Source organism: Paenibacillus sp. y28, assembly GCF_037137075.1.
Lineage (GTDB): Bacteria > Bacillota > Bacilli > Paenibacillales > NBRC-103111 > JBBBNV01.
The window spans coordinates 36,208-54,666 of record NZ_JBBBNV010000005.1 but is presented as its reverse complement, the minus strand read 5'-3'; the positions used below and the strand labels follow the sequence as shown (position 1 = coordinate 54,666).

Annotated in this window: 14 protein-coding genes; 6 read left to right on the top strand and 8 right to left on the bottom strand. The window is 54.8% G+C overall.

What is annotated here, in order from left to right; genetic code table 11:
- From WBG83_RS06635 to WBG83_RS06620, 4 genes are all read left to right on the top strand, one after another.
- Nucleotides 1–972 carry a TIGR03943 family putative permease subunit gene (locus tag WBG83_RS06635; protein WP_336743773.1) on the top strand — a complete coding sequence of 324 codons (972 nt, stop codon included), beginning with the start codon at nt 1–3 and terminating at the stop codon, nt 970–972.
- Between the two features lie 36 nt (nt 973–1,008).
- Nucleotides 1,009–1,962, top strand: coding sequence for an aldose 1-epimerase (locus tag WBG83_RS06630; protein ID WP_336743772.1), 954 nt, complete (start codon nt 1,009–1,011; stop codon nt 1,960–1,962).
- Nucleotides 1,963–1,981: 19 nt separating this feature from the next.
- A complete protein-coding gene (locus WBG83_RS06625) occupies nt 1,982–2,974 on the top strand; it encodes a PfkB family carbohydrate kinase (RefSeq protein ID WP_336743770.1) in 993 nt (330 codons plus the stop codon).
- 434 nt (nt 2,975–3,408) lie between these two features.
- Nucleotides 3,409–3,645 carry an alpha/beta-type small acid-soluble spore protein gene (locus WBG83_RS06620; RefSeq protein WP_336743768.1) on the top strand — a complete coding sequence of 79 codons (237 nt, stop codon included), beginning with the start codon at nt 3,409–3,411 and terminating at the stop codon, nt 3,643–3,645.
- 272 nt (nt 3,646–3,917) lie between these two features.
- Here the strand turns inward: WBG83_RS06620 and WBG83_RS06615 are convergent, their stop codons facing one another.
- Nucleotides 3,918–4,175, bottom strand: a complete 258-nt coding sequence (locus tag WBG83_RS06615; RefSeq protein ID WP_336743766.1) for a DUF6157 family protein — start codon at nt 4,173–4,175, stop codon at nt 3,918–3,920.
- Between the two features lie 70 nt (nt 4,176–4,245).
- Nucleotides 4,246–5,217: an acetylxylan esterase gene (locus WBG83_RS06610; RefSeq protein ID WP_336743764.1), complete on the bottom strand. Its 972-nt coding sequence runs from the start codon at nt 5,215–5,217 to the stop codon at nt 4,246–4,248.
- A gap of 186 nt (nt 5,218–5,403) precedes the next feature.
- Between WBG83_RS06610 and WBG83_RS06605 the strand changes: the two genes are divergently transcribed.
- Entirely contained in the window at nt 5,404–6,285 is an 882-nt protein-coding gene (locus WBG83_RS06605) for a glycoside hydrolase family 43 protein (RefSeq protein WP_336743763.1), read from the top strand.
- Between the two features lie 145 nt (nt 6,286–6,430).
- On the opposite strand, the gene WBG83_RS06600 is transcribed toward WBG83_RS06605, so the two are convergent.
- From WBG83_RS06600 to WBG83_RS06585, 4 genes are all read right to left on the bottom strand, one after another.
- Complete coding sequence (locus WBG83_RS06600) at nt 6,431–7,687, bottom strand: MFS transporter (protein WP_336743761.1); 1,257 nt, start codon at nt 7,685–7,687, stop codon at nt 6,431–6,433.
- A 413-nt stretch (nt 7,688–8,100) separates the two neighbouring features.
- Nucleotides 8,101–8,529, bottom strand: a complete 429-nt coding sequence (locus WBG83_RS06595) for a cupin domain-containing protein (protein ID WP_336743759.1) — start codon at nt 8,527–8,529, stop codon at nt 8,101–8,103.
- Between the two features lie 21 nt (nt 8,530–8,550).
- Nucleotides 8,551–9,429, bottom strand: coding sequence for an ABC transporter permease (locus tag WBG83_RS06590; protein ID WP_442955801.1), 879 nt, complete (start codon nt 9,427–9,429; stop codon nt 8,551–8,553).
- Nucleotides 9,430–9,548: 119 nt separating this feature from the next.
- The gene (locus WBG83_RS06585; RefSeq protein WP_336743951.1) at nt 9,549–10,352 is read right to left on the bottom strand and encodes an ABC transporter ATP-binding protein; all 804 of its coding nucleotides are present in this window, start codon (nt 10,350–10,352) and stop codon (nt 9,549–9,551) included.
- Nucleotides 10,353–10,833: 481 nt separating this feature from the next.
- Between WBG83_RS06585 and WBG83_RS06580 the strand changes: the two genes are divergently transcribed.
- Nucleotides 10,834–11,928 carry a Fic family protein gene (locus WBG83_RS06580; RefSeq protein WP_336743757.1) on the top strand — a complete coding sequence of 365 codons (1,095 nt, stop codon included), beginning with the start codon at nt 10,834–10,836 and terminating at the stop codon, nt 11,926–11,928.
- A gap of 273 nt (nt 11,929–12,201) precedes the next feature.
- Here the strand turns inward: WBG83_RS06580 and WBG83_RS06575 are convergent, their stop codons facing one another.
- Together WBG83_RS06575 and WBG83_RS06570 are read right to left on the bottom strand one after the other, a co-directional pair.
- Nucleotides 12,202–15,921, bottom strand: a complete 3,720-nt coding sequence (locus tag WBG83_RS06575) for a rhamnogalacturonan lyase family protein (protein WP_336743756.1) — start codon at nt 15,919–15,921, stop codon at nt 12,202–12,204.
- A 533-nt stretch (nt 15,922–16,454) separates the two neighbouring features.
- Entirely contained in the window at nt 16,455–18,452 is a 1,998-nt protein-coding gene (locus WBG83_RS06570) for a beta-galactosidase (protein WP_336743754.1), read from the bottom strand.
- Nucleotides 18,453–18,459: the final 7 nt, after the last annotated feature.

The following is an 18,459-nucleotide window of genomic DNA, read 5'->3' as shown; positions in this document are numbered from 1 at the left end:
ATGATTTCGATGCGAAGGCTGGCCCTTCATCATTTGTTGCGGGCCCTGATTTTATTCGGCTTTGCGCTTTATATCCTTATGCTTGTCCGCAGCGAGGGCATCCTGCTCTATATCGCGCCTCGTATGCTGCTGTATGTGAAGCTGTCCGCCCTGGGCTTGTACCTGGTTTCGGCTTATCAGGCATACCAGGGCATCAAGGCGTGGCGGGGCTATGCAGCCGCCTGCGATTGCGATCACGGCCCGTCTCCTTCCTTCATCAAAAACAGCCTGATTTACAGCCTGTTCTGCCTGCCCCTTGCACTCGGCTTCCTGTTGCCCGATGCGACGATGGGCAGCGCGCTGGCCTCCAATAAAGGAATGGCCATCAGCGGCTCCGGCTCATTAAAAGCCAACACCGCAGGTACGCCTTCCGCGGCTCCGGACCGGGAAACAGCGCCTTCCGGCGAAGCCTCTGCGCCTTCCCCGGAAGCCAGCTCTCCTGCAGCCGGCTCCGGCAGCGCCGCTGCGGGCGAAGCTGAGCTTGACAAGCTGTTTCCATACGACAAGTTTACGGAGCACTTCGCCAGGCACGCCAAAAAGCTTTACAAGCAGCCCGTCATCCGCATCCCGGAGGACACCTATCTGGAGACTCTCACAACACTGGATTTGTTTACGGACTCCTTCGCAGGAAAAACGATTGAAATTGAAGGCTTTGTTTACCGCAATGAGGACATGAACAACCGGCAATTTGTCGTCGGCCGGTTCGGTATTTCATGCTGCGCCGCCGACGCTGCGCCGGTAGGCCTGCTCGTGCAGTATGACGGCTCCGCCTCGTTCCCGCAGGATACGTGGGTTAGAGCGACCGGCACAGTCATCCATACTAAATATATGGACATGGATTTGATTGCGGTCCAGGCCGATACCATCACAGCAATTAACGCCCCTAAGAATCAGTACGTCTATCCGAATTATGAATTCGGCCAAGAACCGTAATCCGATCTATTCACAGCAAAAGGAGCTGCTATCTTCATGATTAGTAAACAATCGTGGCAGGGCGTCACCGTCTATACCTTGCATAACAGCCAGCTGTCGGCCTCCCTGTGCCCGGAGCTCGGCTGCAATTTGTACTCCATCCGCGATCATGCAGAAGACCGCGAGCTGCTGCGCGCGCCGTCCACCCCGGAGGAACTGCGGGAGCAGCCGATTCAATTCGGCACGCCGATTCTTATGCCGCCTAACCGGATTCGAGGCGGTCACTTTGAATTCGCGGGACGCGCTTACCGTTTTGAACCGCTGAACCAATTCGGGCATCACAGTCACGGATTGTTCCGCAACCGGCCATGGCAGGTAACCGAAACCGGGGAAAATGGAGCCTCGTGCTACATGACCTGCGAGCTGCATACCGCAAGCTTCCCGGACATTCAACACGTATACCCGCATGATCTGCACCTGAGCCTTACTTATGAGCTGGAAGGCGGCACGCTGACCCATCGGCTGACCGTCACGAACCGCGGTCAGGAAGCGGCTCCGTTCGGCTACGGCCTGCACACATGGTTTATGCTCGACGGGGAGCCGGAGGCTTGGACACTGCAGCTTCCGTCGGAACAAATCTGGGAGCTGGATGCACATCATATTCCGACAGGCATCCGTCACCCGCTCGGAGACCTGGAGCAGCTCAATGCGCCGGGAGGCCTGAGTCTTAAAGGGCTTGACCTCGATACCGTGTTCCAAATCGGCGCCGCCTCCCGGACCGCGACATTATCCCGTGGCAGCCTGGAGCTCCGCTACACCGCTTCGGATTTGTTCAAGCAATGGGTGATTTACACCAAAGGGACAGCGGACCAGTACATTTGTCTGGAGCCGTATACGTGGGTCACCAACGCGCCGAATCTGAACGATTCGCCAGACGTGACCGGATTTCGGGCGATAGAAGCCGGGGAAAGCCTCCAGCTCGATGTAAGCCTTGAGATGGAACATAAGTAAAAGGGGAGCGAGAAAACGGATGAATGTCAAAGCGGCCGTCATCGGCACCATTTTTATGGATTGCAAGGGCTTTGCCCATCAGGCCTATGTGCCGACAGGAAGAAACCTCGGCCACGTGCAGTTTGTGCACGGCGGCGTAGGACGCAATGTAGCGGAAAATTTAGGCTTGCTCGGGGTCAGCACCTCGCTGGTTTCGACAGTGGATACCAGCGGTCTTGGTCAAGAGGTCATTGCCAGGCTGCAGCGTTCCGGCGTGGATACGTCCACGCTGCAGCACACCTCCGAGAACGGCATGGGGATGTGGCTTGCCATTCTTGAACAGGACGGCGGTCTGGCGGGGTCCATCTCGCATATGCCCGACCTGAAGCATTTCAACACCTTGCTGGCAGAGCGGGGAGAAGAGATCATCCCGTCCGCCTCCCATCTTATTCTGGAGCTGGATCTGAATGCCGACCTCGCCCGCCGGACGCTGGCCCTGGCCGCTAGCCACGGCAAGCCGGTATACGGCATCCCCGGCAATTGTGATGTCATCTTGACCCATCCCGAGCTGCTGAAGGAGCTGTCCTGCTTCATCTGCAACGACATTGAGGCCGGGCGCCTGCTCGGACACGCTCTGGAAGCAGCCAGCCCGGCGGCGGTATTGGATGAACTGAAGCGATTTGTTGACGAGCAGGAGCTGCAATCCATGGTCGTCACCCTTGGCGCCAAGGGGTCCGTTTTCTATGACCGCAGCACGGGAGACAGCGGATTCCAGCCGGTGTTCCCTGTCAAGCCGGTCGATTCCAGCGGCGCCGGGGACGCCTTTTTCTCCGGAACGGTTCTTGGTCTGCTCTACGGCTTCCCGCTGCGCAGCTCCGTCGTCCTCGGAACACGCGTCGCCAGCTGGACGATCGAATCGCCGGAGAATAACTGCTTTGAGCTGGCCCGGAAAGTTCGGGAGGAGCCGTTGTTCCATGACGTGCTGAAGCTGCAGGCAGCCTACGGGAAAGAGCAGGAAATCCCTGCCTTGTAACAAACCCGCTCATTAGCAAAAAAACACCCGGACTGCACCTGCACCGTCCGGGTGTTTTTTTTGCGACCGCCCTCATTGCACCACCGGCATCCGCAATCCTTATTCGGCAAAGCCATCGATTTCATAACGGGATATTCATTCCTATCCCTTTGTATGATTGTGGTTTAATTTTCCAATTTTCCGAAGGAGTAATAAAGCAAAATTGGTTTATACTACCTAGTACAAAGTCAGAATTCATTCCGATGCCCGGGCCTCAGCAGCTCGGCAAGGCTTGATGGCAGGACCAAACTTTATCCTCTGACCTCGTGCAGCCTGACGGCAGAGAGTTAAAACCAGGCGGCCTGAGCTTCCGCTGTGCGGCAAGCGCTCCGATGACAGCGCACCGCTCAAGCCTTCTGACTTTACCCGATTACATACGGAGGAGGTGACTACACATGGGAACTGGACAAAGCAGAAGCAGCAACTCCCTGGTTGTACCGCAAGCTAACGCAGCCTTGGATCAAATGAAATATGAAGTCGCTCAAGAACTCGGCATCCAAATTCCACAGGACGGATACTACGGCTATATGGCTACTCGCGATACAGGCGCTATCGGCGGCCACATCACCCGCCGCCTTGTACAAATTGCGGAACAGCAGCTCGCAGGCAAATTCTCGAGCATCAGACAATAGGCAGCAGGTCCTCTATACGGAAAAGGTGGCCGAACAATCTGTCACCTTTTTTTGTTGCGTGCGGATAGTTAGATGGTTAGTCAGCCATCGTGACACATACCGAATCATTGCCTTAAGTACCGGTATCGGGCCAAATGACGACATCGATGAAAATTCATCCGTTCAGCTTCCAATGGCCTCCACTTTACAGCAGCAAAAAAAGAGGGGGTTAGCCCCTCTTGCTCCGCATTCCCTTGACGACCTTCGTTTCCTCCGAAGCGCAAAGGCCTCTCCTACGGTTCTGTATCCGCTCCGAGCAGCGCGATTTTGCCCGCAGCATCAAAACCCAGTCCCCATCCGTACTTTTTTACCAGCGGAGATGTTCTCAGGCACGCCTTCGGCTTGGAGAAAAATTCACTCCACAGCGGCTCCGGCTCTTCCGTCTGGCATGTGGTCGACCGACCGCCGTCATGCAGCGAAACACCGCGCGCTGGGAGCTGCGCGCGGTGCGGAAATCTGATTCTGAATCCGGTATGTCCCTCTTCCTTCAAGCACCGCAGCCTGCAGCGGCCGCTACAAATTGAGAAGCATCTTAACCCCTACTTAATCTCTACTTAATCCCTACTTGTCCGGCAGCAGCCCCGCAAGAAACATCATTGCCCGGTCATGAAAGCCCGGCAACATTTCATGCCCGAAATCCGGGTAAATGAGGGTTTGCTTCGGCGAACGGATTTTGTTGTAGGCCGCGTACTGCGTAGAAGGCGGGCAGACCGTGTCCATCAAGCCGACACCCATCAGCACTTCCCCTTCAATCCGGTCTGCCAGATGCTGAATATCGATATAGCCCAAGGTTTCAAAAAATTCCTGCTCCCGCTCATGCATCGGATCAAATTGGCGGAAATACGCCCGCAGCTCCTCGTAGGCGCTGGACGTATTATCCATCTCCCATACGCGGCGGTAGTCGCTCAGGAACGGATACACCGGCGCCAGCTTCTTGATACGCGGCTCCAGTGCTGCGCAGGCGATCGCCAGCGCCCCGCCCTGCGATCCTCCATAAGCGCCCACCCGCTCGGGATCGATTTCGGGCAGCTCCATTATAATCGACGCCAGCTGCGCCGTATCCAGGAAAATGTGGCGGAACAGCAGGTTTTCCGGCCCGGAGTCCAGACCGCGGATGATGTGGCCGCGGAAGGTGTTCCCGGCAACCCCGCCCGTGTCCTCCGATTTGCCGCCCTGGCCGCGGCAATCCATCGAGAACACCGCAAAGCCGAGGCCGACATAGCTGAGCTTATCCGCCCAGTCGCCGGAGTGTCCGGTATAGCCGTGGAAGTTCAGCAGCGCCGGCAGCTTGCCCTTGGCCTGCTTCGGCCGCAAATATTTGGCATGAATGCGGGCGCCGCGCACGCCGGTGAAATATAAATCGTAGCAGTCCGCAGAAGGAACCTGGAACGTGCTGGGCACCAGCTCCACATTCGGCTCTACGGCCCGCATCTCCGCAACAGCCGTCTTCCAGTATTCCTCGAAATCCGCAGGCTTGCGGTTCATCCCCTGATACTGCTGAAGCTTCTCTAACGGCCAATCCACTAATGGCATACTCTACGCCCTCCTGTATTTGATTTCCATGGATCATATCCAGCTTTATCGACATTTCCGTTACAAATTATACCATAACAGCGGCTGCAGTTTCACAGCGGCCTTATATAGCAGGCCTTGTGTTGCATAAGCGTGCTTCTTCTTTGTATGATGGGAATAATTCGACAAGAAGGGGCGGTCATTCACTTGCTGCTAGAGGATATCAACCTCCGTGATCCGTTTATTCTGCCTGTCCCGGAAGAGCAGGCCTATTATTTGTATGGCACTGCCGGCGCTACAGCCTGGTCCGGCACGCCTGAGGGCTTCCCCGTATACCGGAGCAGCGATCTGACACACTGGGAGGGGCCGTTCCAAGCGTTCCAACCGCCTGCCGGCTTCTGGGCGGATCGCCATTTTTGGGCGCCGGAGGTGCACCGGTGGAACGGGAGATACTACATGCTGGCCAGCTTCAAATCAGAGCAGCGCTGCCGGGGCACGCAAATTTTGGCTGCCGATCAGCCGCAGGGCCCCTTTGAACCGCTTGGCGACCGGCCGGTAACACCGGCGGACTGGGAATGCCTGGACGGCACCTTGTATGCCGATGAAGACGGCGTGCCTTGGCTGGTGTTTTGCCGCGAATGGCTGGAGGTCTTGGATGGAGAAGTATACGCCATGCCGCTGCTGCCGGATTTGACCGCAGGCGCCGCAGAGCCGGTACTGCTGTTTCGGGCGTCCGAGGCAGCCTGGGCGAGACCTGTGAAGGGAGACGACCACTTCGTTACCGACGGGCCGTTTCTACACCGCCTGCCTGACGGATCGCTGGTCATGCTCTGGTCCAGCATCGGGGAGCAGGGCTATGCCATGGGACTGGCCCGATCGGCCGGAGGCCGCATGACCGGCCCGTGGTCACAGGAGGCGGAGCCGGTATTCGCCAAGGACGGCGGTCACGGCATGCTGCTTCGCACCTTGGAGGGCCGGCTGCTGCTGACAATCCATACTCCGAACAAAAATCCGCTGGAACGGCCCATTCTGCTGAAGGTTGAAGAAGCCCCAGACGGCATCAGCCTTCCGCAGATGCCGCTGCCATAATCGGAGCACTGTCCATTCATTCATTCGTGATGGCAGCCGCTCCATTTTGCGATTATCCTCTGGCTGCCCGCACACTTATACAAGAAAGGTAAAAAAGCCGCGCTCCTGAAATGAGCACGGCTTTTCAAATTGCATTTTTACCCCATCACCCTTCTTCCGCCCACTGCTTCAGCTTGCGGTCCGAGGGCAGCAGGAAGGTGACCACGCCGAATAGCGGCAGGAAGCTGAGCACCTTCATCATAACACCCAGGCTGTACATATCGATTAATCCGCCCAGCGCAACCGCGCCGATCGCTCCCAGCCCGAAGGCGAATCCGGTCGTCAGGCCGGAGACGGTGCCGATCATGCCCGGAATCAGCTCCTGGGCGTATACGACAGCCACGGACCAGCCGGACAGCAGGATAAAGCCGTTCAACAGCAAAATCACATAAGCCCACGTCTCATTGGCGTACGGCAGCACCAGAGCCAGCGGCGAGGAACCGAAGATGGAGAGCAGCAGCACATTCCGGCGGCCGAATTTATCCGACAGCGGCCCGCCCAGGAACGTTCCGAGCACCCCGGCAGCGGCATACAGGAAAATATATACTTGGGCTTTCTCCAAGCTGATCCCGAACTTCTCCATCAGTTCAAACGGATAGTAAATGGAAACCCCCGATTGATACCATGTCCGTATAAACAGCAGGAAGATGAGCAGCACCACGGCCATGCCGATTTGCTTCTTGCGGGCCGGGTTAATCATCCCGCTATTCGCCTTTTTGGCCGGGCGCGGATTAGCGACCAAATACCCACCGTACCAGCGGGCTACATACATTTGCACGAAAATGCCGAGAGCCGTAATAATGGTAAACCAAATGGCGCCCATCTGGCCGAACGGAACGAAAATCACGGCCGTCATCACCGAAGCGAGCGCCGATCCGGAGTTGCCGCCCACCTGGAAAATGGATTGCGCCAGACCGCGTCTGGACCCAGCAGCCATATAGGCCACGCGCGACGCTTCCGGATGGAATACCGCGGAGCCGAGACCGACGAACAGCACGGCCAGCAGGAGCAGCCAGTAGTTCGGCGCGAAAGCAATACCGAGTACTCCGATACAGGTTAGACCCATACCGAGCGGCAGCATGATCGGGGACGGGCGGCGGTCCGAATACAGGCCGACCACAGGCTGCAGCACCGAGGAGGTCATATTAAGCGCAAAGACGATAATTCCCGACTGCATGTAGGTTAAATGCATCGTGTCCTTCACAATCGGCAAAATGGCGGGAACAATCGCTTGAATCGTATCGTTAATCAAATGCACAAAGCTGATAATAAACAAAATGCGGAAAATGGTTGGCTTCAAATTTTGCGGTGCCGCAGCTTGAAGCTTTGCTCCTGCGGACGGCGATCCTGTTGCTTGCTGCATTGCATAACCCTTCTCTCTCTGGAAATCACATCCGTCGAATACAAAAAGAGACTTCATTTCCCGGATACCCCCGGAAAATAGCAGCCTCTAGCAAGTAAACTAGTCAGCAGATGCTACACCCGATACAGATGCATCTATATCGTTGGCAATACGGAAATCATAACTCCGTTTTTCCAGCCCGTCAATGCTTAAAATCGGCTCGCCTTCTGCAGCAAATCCGGCTCCTGCTTTACAGAATGTACTCCATTCAAACCGGGTCTATCGGTAAAAGCCCGGGAAAGCATGTCCGTGATGCGCCTAGCGGATTTGCCTGCTCGTCAGTCCGGGCAGAAAGCGCTCTTCCCCTGCCGCGCCTTCATCTCGCCGGATACCTGCTGCAAGCTCCTCCCGCTCTGCTCCAGCCGGGGAGTCGTTTAGGAGGACAAGCCGCGAAGCACTCTCCAATCCTCTTCATCCAGGCTCGAAACCGGGCCGGACTTAATCAGGTCGGAAAATTGCTCATCCGGCACCATGGTGGTCAGCACGTACAGGCGGCCTTGGCCCGTATTATGTACGGCATGGGTATTCCCGGGCCGCACGATGAAGAAGGAGCCCGGCTTAATCGGCACGGTCGTATCCCCAACAGTGGCTGTCCCTTTCCCTTTCAGCACATAAAAATATTCAAAGGCTTCCGCGTGCTCATTCGGGGGCGTTTTTCCGCCTTCATCAAAAATTTCGATAACCGACACGAACGGAACCTGCTCCCGGTCGCACAGCAGAACAAACTTGTTCGTATCCTTTTCGGCAATTTTATAGACAGGGGCCTTCTCAAAATGACCGGCGACTAAACTGGACCTATTCATCGGAATCTTCCTCTCAGGTGATTAATTTGATGGCTTCATGGCCGATTCATGCCAGGAGCTGAGCAGACGCTTGGTAATCAGATTCACGAGCATAAAGAACGCAATGCCGAGAAGGGAGGCAGACAAGCCGCAGGCGAACAAATACGGGGTTTGCAGACGGGTTGCCGCAACCGTAATCGCATAGCCCAGACCGCCTTTGCCGCCGCCGATGCCCGCAATGTATTCCCCGACGATAGCGCCGACAACGGACATGGAGCATGAAATCTTCAGGCCGGCCACAATATACGGAAGCGCTGCTGGAATCCGGAGCCGCATAATGGTTTGCAGCTTCGTGGCATTATAGAGGTAGAACAAGTTTTTCATATTTTGGTCGGTGGAGTTCAGGCCGATCAGCGTATTCGACAAAATCGGGAAAAAGCTGATAATAAACGAAATAATGACAATGGCGTTTAATCCCGCGCCGAACCAGATCACAATAATAGGCGCAATGGCTACAACCGGAATGGTTTGCAGTATAATAGCGTACGGGTAAACGCTCCGTTCAACCAGCTTGGACAGCGCAAGCAGAACAGCAACCGCAATCCCCAGCACCACACTCATCAGAAACCCGACCACCGCTTCTAAAATCGTTGTGCTGACCGAGGTGAGCAGGTTGCTCCAGTTCTCGCCGGCCGCCTGCACTATATCGCTCGGCTTCGGCAAAATGTAAGGCTTGATGTCGGCCAAACGGACAATCAACTCCCAGCCGCCGAGGAAAATCACGAGCACCGCAAGGGACGGCCCGACATTGAGAAGCATTTTGGCCAAAGCGCCCAGTTCCTTTGCCGGAACGGCTTTCTTGCCTGCTGAGACACTGGCAAAGGACGGATTAGATATCACGCCTGCATATTGTTTTTCCATCGCTCCATCACGATCCTTTCATGTTGTACATCAGATACACCGCACCGCTTTACCGCTCTCTTTCGTGGACCGGCTCTTCAATAAACCTGCGCGAAAGCCGGTTATACGCGTGTATGAGCTTAATGCTTCAGGGATTGGGAGACCAGCTTGACATATTCTCCGAACTCGGGACGGACCCGGAATTCCTCGCCACGCGGGAACGGGAACGGAATATCGATAACGTCCGCAATCTTGCCCGGTCTCGGTGTCATCACGACAACCCTCGTCGACAGAAACACCGCTTCAAATACATTATGGGTAATGAACAGCACCGTCATGTGCTTCTCCCGCTGCCAGATGTTCAGCAGCTCATCCTGCAGGGTTTGGCGGGTAATCTCGTCCAGGGCTCCGAACGGCTCGTCCATGAGCAGCAGCTTTGGTCTGGAGATAAGCGCGCGGGCGATGGACACCCGCATCTTCATCCCCCCGGACAGCTGGCGGGGCAGCACCTTGAGGTAATCCTTCAGCCCGACAAGTTCCAGCACGCGGGTGCCTTCCTCTATCCGCTCCTTCTTTGGCACACCTCGCAGCTTCAGCGGCAGTGTCACATTGTCCAGCAGGTTAAGCCATGGCAGCAGGGTATGCTCCTGGAACACGAAGGCTATGTCGTTATGCTTGCGCGCTTCCTTCGGGGTCGTCTGCAGTACGGACAGCTCCCCTTCGGTATGCGAGGTCAAGCCGGTAATCATGTTGAATACCGTCGATTTCCCGCAGCCCGACGGGCCGACGAAGCACAGAAACTCACCGGGTCCGGCTTGCAGATTCGCATGTTGAACGGCGACCGTGCCGTTCGGATACATCTTCCCGACATCCTTCATTTCCACAAGCAGTGACTTCGATTCCAGAATTCCACGACGCGTTTGTTCCAATTGTTCCAGCTGCATTTCCATAGTGTCACCTCCAGCGAAATTAAAGAAGAAAAACAAGACACAGGCCTAACATAATATTAATGTTAATTTTAATGACATAATATTTACCTATTGAAAATCAGAAGGTTATAATCGGTTCCAATCGATATTTCATGTCACATTTTCTATTCGAATGGTTACTGAATTTAGGTTAATTATAACGATTCGAAATTAAATCGTCAACATATATGTTAGTTTTTATTACATAAATTAATATACCCTTGAACATTCATACATCTCACAGTTCTATTTTCATTTTTAAATTCAATTAATTTAGTTGATTGTGTCATGTAATATAACACATAAAACCGTACACAATAATTTCTCAAGTTCTTTCATTGTAATCAGTTTTAACTATTTTTATTTATTAAACTAATAATTTTGTGTATTTACAATCACAATTAGGTTAAAATGTAAATAAGATATCACGATTATCTAATGAGGGCGAGGAATCTGGATGGCAAGAACACCTTTTATCCCTGACAATTTACCTTTAGACATAAGTCGAATAAATCAACTCATGTTCCTTCGGGAACTAATTGAAGCGAACAAGAAGGTGGCACAGTATCAAGTCTTACTTCAAAACACGAAGCTGCCGTCACATCTATTACTAAACCCAGTAATGTTAAATGAAGCCGTTCAGTCTACTAAAATTGAAGGTACACAAGTAACTCTTGATGAGGTACTTGAAGTAGAAGCGCACAGTAGAAAAAATAATAAGGATGTACAAGAAGTACTAAATTATTATCATGCACTTCGGGAAGGAATGGATAAATTATCTACGCTGCCAATCTCAACACGATTATTCAAAACCATGCATTTAACACTGATGTCAAACGACGTACGCGGGAGCAATCGTTCCCCGGGAGAATACAGAAAAATTCAAAATTTCATTGGTCCTGAAGGATGTACGATGGACACTGCCACATACATCCCTCCCCAACCCCAATTAGTCGACAAGTATATGAGTAATCTCGAAACCTATATTAACGATCCTCAAGATCAATTTGATGAGCTGATTAGAACTGCCGTTATTCATGCTCAATTTGAAAACATACATCCTTTTCTGGACGGTAATGGCAGAATTGGTCGTATTTTTATTCCCTTGTACTTATTTAGCAAAAAAGTTATTGATTATCCGAACTTCTTCTTAAGTGAGGCATTGGAGCGTGATAAACACAAATATTATCGCTTCTTAAACGACACTCGATATAACGGAGATTGGAACCAATGGATCCTCTTTTTCCTAGAAGCTGTAATACTCCAAGCAAACAAGAACATTCGATTAATAAATGAAGTCAATGCGTTGTACAACCATGACTTAGATCTAGCACAGTCCCTAATCCATAGCAGCGGTGTTAAGAAATTAATTGATGCCATTTATCAAAAACCTATATTTACTGTCTATACCATCTCATCGACAGCAGAAATATCCGAAGCGACATGCAGACGTTATTTATCTATTCTGGAATCCAATAGAATTGTTTTCTCTGACGGTAAACAAAGATTTAAGACTTACTATTATTACAATTTGCTCGATAAATTGCGGTGAAGCCCGCAATGATTTTGATGCTCCGTTAGTTATAGTCCATTGGACGGCTTCGCCTTCCCTTGCGAGAGGACGATTCCCACTTACTCGCTGGATTAGACTGAATATAAGCCTGTGCGAACAAATCATAATATTTTTACAAAACAAATAAGCCTCTAAGCGCATTATTACAGCGCTTAGAGACTTATTTACATGCAGATAAATGCACCTCGCTTAGTTATGGAACGAGTTGTGAATTCTCCACAGTCATGCCTTACTGCAAACCTCACCGCCCCCTCACTTCATGACCTTGACCGTCATCCGCTGGCTGCTTGTTACACCCGCATCATTTTCCAGCTCCGCCCGGTATTCGTACGTGCCGATAGACCGGCCGGTAATAACCGTTGCCGCGGCCTGTGCCGCCGGCGTTTGGGAAATCAGGGTCTGGGTGTCGATCAGAACGTCATTTTCGTACAGCCTATACACCTTGGCATTCGTTCCCCACCACAAATTCATCTGTACCTTATAGCTCCCGTCCTGATCCCAATTGTCGTTGGACAGTACAGGCACAGCAGGCATCGCGTCCGTCACGGTCACGGTTAGCGGATCGCACGCCGTCGTTCCATGCCGGTTCAGCAGCTCGCACGTGTACGTGTAGGTGCCGTTGGCCTTTCCCTGTACAATCGTTGCGGCGCTCTGGGCTGCCGGGCTGTGATCGGCCAAGGTTTGGATATCGATCAGCTTCCCGTTCTCATACAGCTTGTAGACACTTCCGTTCTGCCCCCACCACAGGTTCATCGTAATCGTGTAATCGCCGGACCGCAGGCCGTTCGTATGGCCGTTATTGTCCGAGAGGACCGCTTTGGCCGGTGCGCTTACAGCCGGACCGTCCGGCAGCACAATCGTGATCAGCTTGCTTCCCGATACTCCGGATCCGTCCTTCGCTGCCGCAACCACCTTCACCGTGCCGGGTGCCAAGGCATGAAGCACGCCGTCACTGTCCAGTGCGGCTATGGAGGTCGGTGCGCCATCCGCTGCGTAGACCGACCAAGCAACCGGCTTGGCTGCAGCGGCCGGAATGATGACCGCCGTCAGCTGAAGCTGCTGTCCGGCCGCCACTTCCTCTGCCGGGGCAGTTACACGGATGCCGGATACCGCTACCGGCACCGGGGTAATATTCGGAGCCGGAGGCCTGCTCATGCCGTCACCCAGGAAGAAGCCTGGATGCGGCGGCTGGTTGTAGGCCACATTTTGCCATGCCACAGATAAACGGTACTGCGGATCATGCATCAAGGTTCTGAATCGGTAGGCGGTCGTGTCCGTTGTCGTATAAATGCGCAGAGCGCTGCTGTCCTCGGTGCGCCATACCGCTTCCTCGCGCCAATCCCCGAACAGATCCGCCTGCAGGCCCGGATTGCCCTTGGTCGTATTGCTCGAGTACGTGCCTTCCGCCGTAAGCAGATTCACCCGCTTAAAGTTCACGTAATCCCATTTGTCAATAATTCCGACTCCATTGGTTCCATCCCAATTGTGATCCAGCTGCTCCCGCAGCAAGTCCCCGTCCCACCAGATCGAGAAATTAATCCGGGGCATGCTGTCGGAAATTTTTTGCCCCTTGGCTGAGTACAGACCGGCGCTTGAAGCCCAGACCTCTTCTCCGGGATAACGCGGGTCCACATCGCCGCTTAAGCCGCGCCCTACATCATAATTGGTCGGAATGCCCCAGATCAGCTCGCCTGTCTCGGCATCCCGGAATTCGAGTCCCGCCCGGTTCGGGGTTTCTTCATGTACATCGAACACTTCCAGTCCCGGCCGCTCCGGGTCCAAATCCCCCAGGTGCATCGCATCGCCGTGACCGAGCCCTGTCGTATATAAGCCTTGTCCGTTGTCATCGAGCGCCATCGCGCCGTATACAATCTCATCCTTCCCGTCGCCGTCCACATCGCCGATACTCAGATTGTGATTGCCCTGACCGGCATAATCGCCTTTGCCCGCATCATTGGAATCAAAGGTCCACAGCTTCGTTAGCTGGCCGTCCCGCCAATTGTAGGCGACAAGCACGGTTCTTGTATAATAACCGCGCGCCATAATAAGACTCGGGCGCTCCCCGTCCAAATAAGCGACTGCCGCCAGGAACCGGTCCACCCGGTTGCCGTAGCTGTCCCCCCAGCTGGACACATTGCCCCGCGGCGGGTCGTAGCTGGTCGTCACAAGCGCTTTGCCTGTCTGTCCTTCAAAAACGGTCAAATACTCGGGGCCGGATAAAATATACCCGCTGGAGTTGCGGTAATCCGCTGCCGCGTCGCCGATAACCGCACCGGTTCCGTCCACCGTGCCGTCCGCTGTTTTGAAGGCCAGCTCCGCCTTCCCGTCGCCGTCCAGATCATATACCATAAATTGGGTATAATGGGCGCCGGCGCGGATGTTGCGCCCCAAATCAATCCGCCACAGGAAAGCTCCGTCAAGCCGGTAAGCATCAATATAGACGTTCCCGGTATAACCGGAAAGTGAATTATCCTTGGAGTTGGACGGGTCCCATTTGACGATAAGCTCATATTTCCCGTCCCCGTCCAAATCGCCGACACTGACGTCATTGGCATGGTACGTATAGGCTTCGCCCTTCGGCGTTACGCCGTCCGCAGGCTTCTGCAGGGTGACCGACAAGTAATTGTGCCCCCATACGGAAAAAGTCTCGGAAGGCGGCTCCTCCATGCCGTGCAGGACGGCCCGCACTTCATAGACCGCATCCGGCGTGCCGGACGAGTCGGTGAAGTTGGTTGTATCTGCAATCGGAGCCGAGTTAAGCTTCGTCCCGTTGCGGTACAGATTAAAGGCAATGTCCTCCGGGTCTGTTCCCAGCATACGCCAGCCGACGTATACGCCCTGGTTTGTTTGGACAGCAACAGGGCTCCGGTCAAGCGACTCCATCTGACGCGACAGCACCGCAGCCGCAGGGACGGCAAGCACACCGGACGGAGCGGATTTTCCGCCCGTGCTCACGGCGACAACCTGATAATAGTAAGGAATCGTTGTAAAAACCTGGTTGTCGGTAAATTGTGCACCGGTTGAAGTGCCGGCTTGTACAAAGGGCCCCTCCGCTGATTTGGACCTGTAAATGAAATAATGCAGCGCCTCATTCACAGCGTTCCATTTCACGGTTATCGACTCTTTTGAAGCGCTTACAAGTTGAAGCCCGCTTGGAGCCGCCGGGACCGGCTTCGACCGATCCGCCACTGTGACTGTCACTGGATCGCCGGGCATCGATTCCAGCCCCTGGCTTGTCAGCTGGGACACCTTATATTGATAGGTTTCTCCGATGCTTACACTGTGATCGGTATAAGACGTACCCGCGGTACTGCCGATTGGGAGATAATTCGTTCCCGGTCCGTCCTGCCTGTAAAGATTATAGCCCGCTGCGCCGTATACCTCTTCCCACACCAGGCTGACCGATGCGGGAGCATAAGTCACTTCTGTCACAGTCAAGCCTTCCGGGGCTGTAGCGGAAACGATCTCCACAGCATTCGCCCGTCCATCCCTGGAAAAAGCAATCGTCAGCTGCCCGTCCGCCACATGAACCGTCCGGGTCAGCTCTGCATAGCTGCCCGAGGCTGATGACATCGTGCCATAGGATATTCCCTCTATCGTGACATCCGTTTTGTTGGAGGCGATTGCATCGCCGGAAATGACTTTGACCACATAATCTCCCGCAGGCAGGTCAACAAGAAAGGAGTAGCTGCTGCTAACCACGAAATCCCGCAGCAGCGTGTCCTGGGTTCCACGATCGCGGCTGTTCACCGTTTTATCCAGCCCATAGCCTCTGGACGCGGTGTATACGGTGGACTGGGACACCCGGGTGTAGCCGCTGGCCACAGGGCTGGAATCCGTCCCGAAGTCGAATTTCATCGGTACCGCTTGAGCCGCCGCCGCGCTACTCGCCGGCAGCCATCCCGCGCCGGATAAGAGCGATAAGGCCAGCATGACCGCCAGAAAAGCAGGCAGCCCTTTCCATCTTCTCATCTGCAATTTCAATCCCTCCCACAAAAGAAATGGTAGCGCTTTCTATTATTGGCAAGCGCAGCCGTTTACCAAGCTCTCGATTCTCGACTCTCAACTCTCGACGGAGAAGGAGTAAACCGCATTTCCCGCCCCCTTTCTTCCAAAAATATGCATTCGCAGGCCTTACACTCGTATTATAGGCCGTCTGTTTCCTTCCCCGCTAGATTCATAGCGTCCAAAAAAAGGAGGCCCTAAGGCCCGATCCCCCGACAAAAAGCTACTTATTCTGCGAGATAACGAGCTTTGGGGGCGTAATCTCCGGCCAGCCTGCATTCCAAGCAGCACCGAGGAGCGTCCGGAATTCCCCTCTCCCGAATGACAGGAAGCATAAGAACACGGAATCATCTAAGTAAATCAGCGCAAAAAAACAGGCCTGCCCGCCTGAAGGAGCGGATACAGACCCGTCTGGTATGGTATGCCAATCCAGCCGTCGCCACAAGCGCAGGCAGCGCCGCATGCTGTCTTCGGTGACGGCTATGCTTTCGGCGGATTTGTTACTGCATTCGAATCATGCGATATTCGTACGGCTGAATGGCCAGCCGGCCCGCCTGAACCGTTTCCCCGGTAAGCGCGTCCGTCCCGCCTGACGGCAGCACCGCCTCGCCGCCCTTGCCGTTCATGTTCACCAGACACCACAGCTTATAGGCTCCGTTCCTGGCTATACGCGGAACCGCCAGCGTGCCGGGCGTTACATCAAGACGCAGGGTCAAATCGCCTTGCCCGGCGTAATGCTCTACCAGCCGGCGAATCAGCTCCTTGCCTTCGTCTCCCAGCGGTGCGGCGCCGAGCATCACAATGCGGCCCTGCCCCACACGCCGCTCCGTAATGAAGGCCGCTTCGTCCGACGGCCCGCCCTGTACGACGCCGACAACCTGAGCGGAGGATTCCGCCGGGTCAAATACATGCGCCCACCGGCCAAGCGCCGCAGCGGCCCCGAACGCATGCCCGGTGCTTCCGGTGTCCCCGATCGGGTAGCTGTACAGCGTCTCCACGCCGGCCAGCGCTTCAAGCTCGCCAAGCGCCGCAGTGGTCGGCACGGTGTGCTCGCCGGTACGGTAGCCGGTCATCGGGCCGACAATCCAGATGCCGCCTTCACGCACGAAGCGCTCGGCCCGGGTGCGGAATTCATCGGGCACATGAGGCAAATACGGCGTCATCAGGATCTTATAGCCGCTCAAATCGCCGCCTTCCGGCAGCAGGTCGCGGTGAATCCCCATATCCCGGATCAGGTCGGTCCACTCCCGCAGCACCTGGCGGTAATTGATGCCCTCCAGCGGCTCCGTCAGCAGGAAGCTGCGGGCCCGGTCGGAATATACCGCCGCCAGCTCGGCCTGCTGCACCACCGTCTCCAGCAGCAGCGGCTCCAGCGCCGCAATGGCGTCGCGGGTCTCCAGCACGCCGCGGTAGCCGACGGTCGGCTTGCCCCAGGAGCTGAGTACCGCGCCGTGCGGCAGCTCGCAGCCCGCCCGCTGCTGCCGCCACAGCCAGTAGGAGAAGCCCTGCGCGCCGCTGACGTAAGCAGCCACCGCTTCCGCCCGCAGGAAACCGTTCGGATGTGTCGCATGATACGCGGATAAGTAACCGTTGTGCGAAGTCGATGTCTCCATCACCCAGAACGGGATACCCTTCTTCATGTTCCGGAACAAATCATACTTGAGCAGCAGCTCCGTGTAGCTGCGGGCATCCGGATAATCGTCAAAGGAAGCGAAGTCCAGATTACGGAAAATAAGCTCATTATCAAGCGCAAAGCCAAGTCCGGTATTGTGCGTTATCGGCGCTTTGGAAAATTTGCGAATCATATCCAGCTGCAGGTCCTGGTATTCGGCGATTTTTTCCCGGGAAAAGATCCGGTACGCCGTAATTAATGACGCATTGTGCAGAAACGGCGTTTTGCGCGGCTGAGGAACCTGATCGAACGACAAATACGCTTCGCTCCAAATTTGTGTGCCCCAGGCTTCATTCAAGCGGCCGATGGTGCCGTACTTCCGCTCCAGCCATTCATGCCACTGCTCTTTGCATGTATCACACATGCATTCAGCCACATGACACTTGAATTCATTATCCGTCTGCCAGCCGATGACACCCGGCAGCGAACCGACGGCCCGGGCCAGCGCTTCCACAATGATCGCCGACCGTTCCCGGAAAAAAGCGTTGTTCGTGCACACATGCTGCCGCGCCCCATGCACCATGACCTGCCCGTCTCCGTCCACATACATCCGCTCCGGATGCCCATGGCTCATCCAAATCGGCGGTGTCGGCGTCGGGGTGCACATGATGGTGTCGATGCCATGCTTATGCAGCTCGGTAATTCGCTCTGCGAAGAAGCTTACATCAATCTGATCCTGCACCGGCTCCATACGCGCCCAGGCGAATTCCCCCATCCGCACCACGTTAATGCCGGCTTCCTTCATATAACGCAAATCTTCCTGCCAAGCCTGCTCGTCCCACAGCTCCGGGTAATAGGCCGCACCGTAGTACAATTTGTTCTGCATGTTCCGT